Here is a 5738-nt window from a genome sequence, read left to right as displayed (position 1 = left end):
TAGGTGGGGGAGGATGTCAAACAACATGCGCCAGACATCCAACTCAGGGAAGTTGTTGAACTGGAGCAAATTCAGGCTGTCGTTAAGCGTTATGCCTTTGAAATGCAGCTTGGTGCAGGGTTACTGGAATTTATTGGTGAGATTGCTCAACGGCTGCATGTTTTTTCTTTACAGTCTTCAGCAGAATTACAAGACTTATTTTCAGATCAGCAGTTTGAAATATGGCTTTCCAAATTTCTGGAACTGGAAAATATCCGCCACTATCTCAACCACTTCCTTAAAGAAAGTCCCTCTATTGAGCAATTGTGCCAGTACATGGCCACCACAACCTTGCAGAACAAGTTGCCAAAACTGTTTTCACAGGCTGATGAAGACAGAATATCTGAAAGCAAGTATGAATGGCAGCAAAAACTAAAAAGCTTTTCATACCGCCAGCAACAACGAATTGAGCAGAAACTGGAAGAAAGCATAGGCAAATTTATTCAGGAGCAACTGGCTGATTTAAGCCTACTGTCTAATGATGACATGGAAAGTCTTGCCCGCAATGTTTGGGATGATAACAAGGCCAAGCCGCTATCAGAATACACCAAACAGGTGACTCCATTGGATGTTGAAGAATTCTTTGTGATGATCTATGAATACTGGAAAGAATTACGCCAGTCCTCTTTCATACAAGAGCTGATCCTGTACGGTGTAAAAGTCTTTTATGATTTCTATAAAGATGAAAGTCTGGAAGATATTTTTGCAGCAATTGGTCTGGAAGACACAGATTTACTCAATGAGGCTGTACGTTTTTATCCAAAAGTTGTAGCCGCTTTAGACGAGCATGGTGTATTAGAGCCAATCATTACATTAATTCTAAAACCGTTCTACGAAAGCCCACAGACCTTGGCGACCATCGAAAAACATTTATAGCCTCTACATAAACCAGAACAACGCTGTTTTGGTTTGAAACGACAATAACAGGCAGCATCATATAGATAAAAAGAAACCACGCAGGAGCGTGGTTTTTTAAAATGGTGGCTATGACGGGACTTGAACCTGTGACCCCCGCATTATGAGTGCGGTGCTCTAACCAACTGAGCTACATAGCCATAAACTGTGAGCGCATTATCTAGTGTTCCGTATAGCTGGTCAAGTCTATGGTTTTGAAAACACGAAACATATGCGCAGTTTTTAGTCTTTTAATTTCCAACTGATCAAATTTCAACAAACATTTAAATCAGCCTAAAAATCCAGGGAAAGCATGTCTTTTATACAGTGAGAAAATTGATATCCTGAACAGCACAGCATATTTTAAAAACAACAGACAAAAAGAGACCACGCAGGAGCGTGGTCTATAAAATGGTGGCTATGACGGGACTTGAACCTGTGACCCCCGCATTATGAGTGCGGTGCTCTAACCAACTGAGCTACATAGCCAAAAACTGTGGGCGCATTATCTTAACTTTCACTACATACGTCAAGCGTATTTTTCAAAAAATCTTGGAAGTGGGCCTATAAGCTGGGTTCTGTCGAAGACGATCATTCCTCTAGGCGTACAATCACTCATACGCTCAAGCGACCTACCCGAATCCGATGCGGGTCACACCTAATGGATTCCTATTTGGTCTTGCTTCAGGTGGAGTTTACCATGCCATGAACTGTTGCCAGCCATGCGGTGCGCTCTTACCGCACCCTTTCACCCTTACCTCACGAATGAGGCGGTCTACTCTCTGCTGCACTTGTCGTCAGCTCACGCTGCCTAGGCGTTACCTAGCACCTTACCCTTTGAAGCCCAGACTTTCCTCCCCTGCTTCAGTCACGAAGACCTCCACAGCGGCGACCGTCCAGCCCACTTCGTGGCGCATCTTATCAAAGTTAGCAATTAATTGCTCGCATTTTTTTGTGCAGTCAGCTTCTTATATTTATCCATGAGCTCATCATGGGATTCAGCATGCTGAGGGTCAAGGGGAATACAATCGACTGGGCAAAACAACTGGCACTGTGGCTGATCATGATGGCCTACGCACTCTGTACAAAGTGCAGGGTGAATCTCATAAATCAGCTCACCCATATAAATGGCTTCATTCGGACATACAGGTTCACAGACATCACAGTTAATGCATTCATCTGTAATATATAAGGACATTTACCAACCTTGTTGATGTTTTCGTTCAAATGCCTCAACCACAACGGCAGGCACAAACTTGTTCACATCACCTTTTAAACGGGCAATCTCTCTCACCAGCGTCGATGAAATAAATGAGAATTGCTCTGAGGGTGTTAAAAATACAGATTCAAAATGTGGATCAAGCTGACGGTTCATATTGGCCAACTGGAACTCATATTCAAAATCTGAAATTGCTCTTAAACCACGGAGTACCGCTGTTGCACGCTGCTCACGGAAGAAATTGACCAACAAGCCATCAAAACCCACAAACTCAACATTATTCAAATGGCTCAGTGATGCTTTTGCGAGTTCAACACGTTCTTCTAAACTAAACACTGGATTTTTATGATGTCCAATTGCAATGGCCACCACAACTTCATCAAACATTTTTGATGCCCTTGCAACCAAATCAACATGTCCATTGGTAATTGGATCGAAAGTCCCTGGATAAATCACACGTGTTTTAGACATGCGTTGTACTCTAATGAATGAGATAAGGGGTGTATTTTAACAAATGTTCGGGCTAAACGCGAAATTCCTAAATGATGGAAATAGATTGCGTTTTACGGCACAATAGATGCAATTGTGGAAGTTTGAATTATGGTTAAAGCAACAGTCGTAAAAAAACATAGTGGTGGCACGATTGCTCAAAATAAAAGAGCACGCCACGATTACTTTATTGAAGAAAAATTTGAGGCAGGTATGTCTCTCCAAGGCTGGGAAGTAAAGTCCTTGCGTGCGGGGCGTATGACACTTTCCGAAAGTTATGTCATCTTTAAAAATGGTGAGGCCTTTTTATTTGGTTCACAAATTCAGCCGTTATTGTCTGCATCAACGCATGTGGTTCCTGAATCAACACGTACCCGTAAGTTGCTTTTGTCTCGTCGTGAGCTGGAAAAGCTTTTGGGTGCAGTGAATCAAAAAGGTTATTCATGTGTGCCGCTTGCCTGTTATTGGAAAGGTCATTTGGTTAAGCTGGAAATTGCGCTAGTGAAAGGTAAGCAGTTACATGACAAGCGTGCCACCGAAAAAGATCGTGACTGGCAAAGGGATAAGGCAAGGATGTTGCATAAATAATTTTCTAAAAAAAAGTGGGACCACCTCTAAGTTTCCGCTATCTTTTGTTGATTGTTGAATCTTTGCGGAGAGCATTGCGTAGCTATCAGCTGCTTCTGCTAGTTCCTTTACGCCTAACCCCATTCCAAGCGCAGCCATTGCGCCCACAAGCGCATTAACAGCAAACTTTGCGCCGTTAATTCCTTGGTCAAAGCCTGTTGTGTTGGCTTGTAAGTTCAATAAGAAATCTAAGCTATTTGTAGCCATACAACTTTCCTTTAGGCATAAAAAACCTGCCATTGCTGACAGGTTCGTTTAAAACGTATTACGGTTTGTTGGTTGAATTAGGTATTAAAAACCCGACTATTGGTCGGGCTTACATTTCAAGATAAATCAACTTCCAGCCTTTGTGCAAGTTAGATAAGATTCATTCTCAAAATCCAATATAGTTTTTTGTTGAATCTCAGGCGTGTTAAATCTTGGTTTATCATATGCACTAATAACCGTTAGCCTTAAGACTTCTTGAAGTGGTTGAGGTGTGGTATTTACAACCTTTTCAACTATCTCCGACATTGGTACTCCATCTTGCCGTTTCTGCATAATAATTCTTGCTAATTCTGACATTGATTTGCATCGAGATGATAACTCCTCATTACTTATTGCGGCTTTTTTGCTGGGAGGCTCACTATTAACCGTATTCTGTTCAGGCTCTATCTTATCACTAGGTTCAATACGACTCTGTTCTTGTTGGGCTTTATCTCGAACTTCTTGAGCTAATCTTGCTTGATTTTCAGCTTCAATCTGTGCCATTTTTTGATTATGTTGCTGTGTTTGCTGAGCTAAAGCTTCTTCTCTCGCTTTTCGATCACTATTTGATTTCCAAACTACGCCAATCATTATCAGAACAATAATAATCAAAATAATATAAATTCTATTCATAACACCGCATCATTAGTCATAAGGCTTAAACTGAGTTCCACAACGCAAACACATCCATGTTTTGGAATAGTTGGATAGTGCTGTTTTGTTTTGGGATTCCATTTTTGCATAAAGCTTAATTAAGCCCCAGATTAATAAACCCAACAGCGGAGCACAGATAATAAAATTTAAAATACCATCCATTAATTTAGGCTCTGAAAAAACACTTAAAGCCCCTTTTAGTAATGGCATGGCGAACATTAAAAATAATACCACAACCACAATCTTTGGCATTGAGCTATTTTTTGGTGGCGCACACCCAGCAGCCAGATGTGATTGTGATGCAGATCGCCCACGACCACCTCCAACAGATATTCGACCGCTTGTAGAAACACTAACACCGCCGAAGCCACTTTGACCAGTTCTACTTCCACCTGCCCAAATCATAGCTAAAGTTTTAGTATTTTTAGAATCACAGCTAGGACAATTTGACATCTTATAATTTACCTTTTTGATGCGCGATGATATGGCTGTACATAGGTGCCATCTTTTCTTGAATAACCAGAAACATACTGATTTTTACTTCGACTATCACCGCTATAACTTGAGGATGCGCCAGTGTAATTTGTTCTATAACTCGAAGCAGAAGAACCATAACCACTATAATTCGATGATGATTCTATACATTCTTCCTTTAATTTATCCTTAAAATTAACTTCTTGCCCATAGTTCAAACAGGAAACCTTTTGTTTTGCTTTTATGTCCTTACACGGCTTATCCTGAAAAACTGAATTCCCATTAACTTTGCATTGATAAACTTGAGCATTAGAAGTGGCAGAAAACAAGATTAAAGAAAAACCAATTATTAGTTTTTTCATCTTCTTCTCACTTATTCTTCACATCAATTTTAAATATCTGACCTTTACACACCCAAACCGTGTAGGCTTGCATATCAATATCGTACTTATATTCTGTAGCAGCACAAGAAAAACGTCCATCTTCATAGACAAAAAATCTTGGTCTAGGTTTGCCCATCTTTTGCAGCAAACTTTCTTCACTATCACCAACTGTCACAAGTTCGGTAGATGAACGCATTGAATTAGTTTCACGCGCAAATACACTTGTAGATAATAAAAAGGAAACAACCCCTAATAATAAAAACTTTTTCATTGTGTTATCCGATTGTTATTAATCTCACACAATTTAACAAATGATCGAAATGAAGTCATTAACAGATTTTCATTATTTTTCTAATTGTTTTATGGTCTTATCCCACTCCTGTTTATTTGATTGCATCGCAATACGCACCGCCACAGCAGTATTTTTAATATTCTGTAGCTCATTTTTTTGAGCCGCTTCAATGTATTTCAAAAATGCGCCATGACATCGTTAAAATATCATCTGGTCTATGACCGCAACCAATCAAGTATTGAATCGAATCAAACCAGGTGGACTCATTGACCTCGGTTTTTGATCTACTTTGTTGTTTCTCTTTCTTAAAGAATGCTTCATTCACTTGAATGATTTTTAAAACCAGTTCAGCAATCACATCCTGATTTGCAATATGTTTTGAGAAAGCTTGTGGGTCAAGCGAAGTCACCATTTTCCCGAT

General features: G+C 40.0%; 10 protein-coding genes, 2 tRNA genes, 1 other RNA gene and 1 pseudogene. 2 read left to right on the top strand and 12 right to left on the bottom strand.

Annotated elements, in window-relative coordinates; all coding sequences use genetic code 11:
- Nucleotides 1-21: 21 nt before the first annotated feature.
- A pseudogene (locus B4H32_RS04660) lies at nucleotides 22-915 on the top strand (hypothetical protein); the annotation flags it as partial.
- A 102-nt stretch (nucleotides 916-1017) separates the two neighbouring features.
- On the opposite strand, the gene B4H32_RS04655 reads toward B4H32_RS04660, so the two are convergent.
- The 5 genes from B4H32_RS04655 to coaD all read right to left on the bottom strand — a co-directional run bounded on the left by B4H32_RS04655 (nucleotide 1018) and on the right by coaD (nucleotide 2623).
- A tRNA-Met gene (locus tag B4H32_RS04655) sits at nucleotides 1018-1094 on the bottom strand.
- A 251-nt stretch (nucleotides 1095-1345) separates the two neighbouring features.
- Nucleotides 1346-1422, bottom strand: a tRNA-Met gene (locus B4H32_RS04650).
- A gap of 62 nt (nucleotides 1423-1484) precedes the next feature.
- Nucleotides 1485-1841: RNase P RNA component class A (gene rnpB / locus B4H32_RS04645), an RNA gene on the bottom strand.
- Between the two features lie 26 nt (nucleotides 1842-1867).
- Nucleotides 1868-2131: a YfhL family 4Fe-4S dicluster ferredoxin gene (locus B4H32_RS04640; RefSeq protein ID WP_004676546.1), complete on the bottom strand. Its 264-nt coding sequence runs from the start codon at nucleotides 2129-2131 to the stop codon at nucleotides 1868-1870.
- Nucleotides 2132-2623 carry a pantetheine-phosphate adenylyltransferase gene (gene coaD / locus B4H32_RS04635; protein ID WP_004676544.1) on the bottom strand — a complete coding sequence of 164 codons (492 nt, stop codon included), beginning with the start codon at nucleotides 2621-2623 and terminating at the stop codon, nucleotides 2132-2134. It lies immediately after the preceding gene.
- Nucleotides 2624-2752: 129 nt separating this feature from the next.
- On the opposite strand from coaD, the gene smpB reads away from it, so the two are divergent.
- The gene (smpB, locus tag B4H32_RS04630; protein WP_004682825.1) at nucleotides 2753-3229 is read left to right on the top strand and encodes an SsrA-binding protein SmpB; all 477 of its coding nucleotides are present in this window, start codon (nucleotides 2753-2755) and stop codon (nucleotides 3227-3229) included.
- On the opposite strand, the gene B4H32_RS04625 is transcribed toward smpB, so the two are convergent.
- The 7 genes from B4H32_RS04625 to B4H32_RS04595 form a co-directional block, all read right to left on the bottom strand.
- Complete coding sequence (locus tag B4H32_RS04625; protein ID WP_004682827.1) at nucleotides 3158-3475, bottom strand: hypothetical protein; 318 nt, start codon at nucleotides 3473-3475, stop codon at nucleotides 3158-3160. The two genes, smpB and B4H32_RS04625, sit on opposite strands and share 72 nt — an antisense overlap.
- 126 nt (nucleotides 3476-3601) lie before the next feature.
- Nucleotides 3602-4147: a hypothetical protein gene (locus tag B4H32_RS04620; RefSeq protein ID WP_004682829.1), complete on the bottom strand. Its 546-nt coding sequence runs from the start codon at nucleotides 4145-4147 to the stop codon at nucleotides 3602-3604.
- A gap of 12 nt (nucleotides 4148-4159) precedes the next feature.
- Nucleotides 4160-4573 (bottom strand): hypothetical protein, encoded by a 414-nt coding sequence (locus tag B4H32_RS04615; RefSeq protein ID WP_286800398.1) that lies wholly within the window; start codon nucleotides 4571-4573, stop codon nucleotides 4160-4162.
- A 56-nt stretch (nucleotides 4574-4629) separates the two neighbouring features.
- Nucleotides 4630-5004, bottom strand: coding sequence for a DUF4124 domain-containing protein (locus tag B4H32_RS04610; protein WP_004682833.1), 375 nt, complete (start codon nucleotides 5002-5004; stop codon nucleotides 4630-4632).
- A gap of 7 nt (nucleotides 5005-5011) precedes the next feature.
- Nucleotides 5012-5296 carry a hypothetical protein gene (locus B4H32_RS04605; RefSeq protein WP_004676536.1) on the bottom strand — a complete coding sequence of 95 codons (285 nt, stop codon included), beginning with the start codon at nucleotides 5294-5296 and terminating at the stop codon, nucleotides 5012-5014.
- A 72-nt stretch (nucleotides 5297-5368) separates the two neighbouring features.
- A complete protein-coding gene (locus B4H32_RS04600; RefSeq protein WP_262572252.1) occupies nucleotides 5369-5497 on the bottom strand; it encodes a hypothetical protein in 129 nt (42 codons plus the stop codon).
- Nucleotides 5484-5738: hypothetical protein (locus tag B4H32_RS04595; RefSeq protein ID WP_286800395.1), on the bottom strand; the 255-nt coding region annotated here is incomplete at its 5' end. The genes B4H32_RS04600 and B4H32_RS04595, both read right to left, overlap by 14 nt.

The sequence above is a fragment of the Acinetobacter sp. UBA2063 genome (assembly GCF_002333245.1).
GTDB classification, from domain to species: domain Bacteria; phylum Pseudomonadota; class Gammaproteobacteria; order Pseudomonadales; family Moraxellaceae; genus Acinetobacter; species Acinetobacter parvus.
This window is presented reverse-complemented; position numbering and strand designations above follow the sequence as displayed.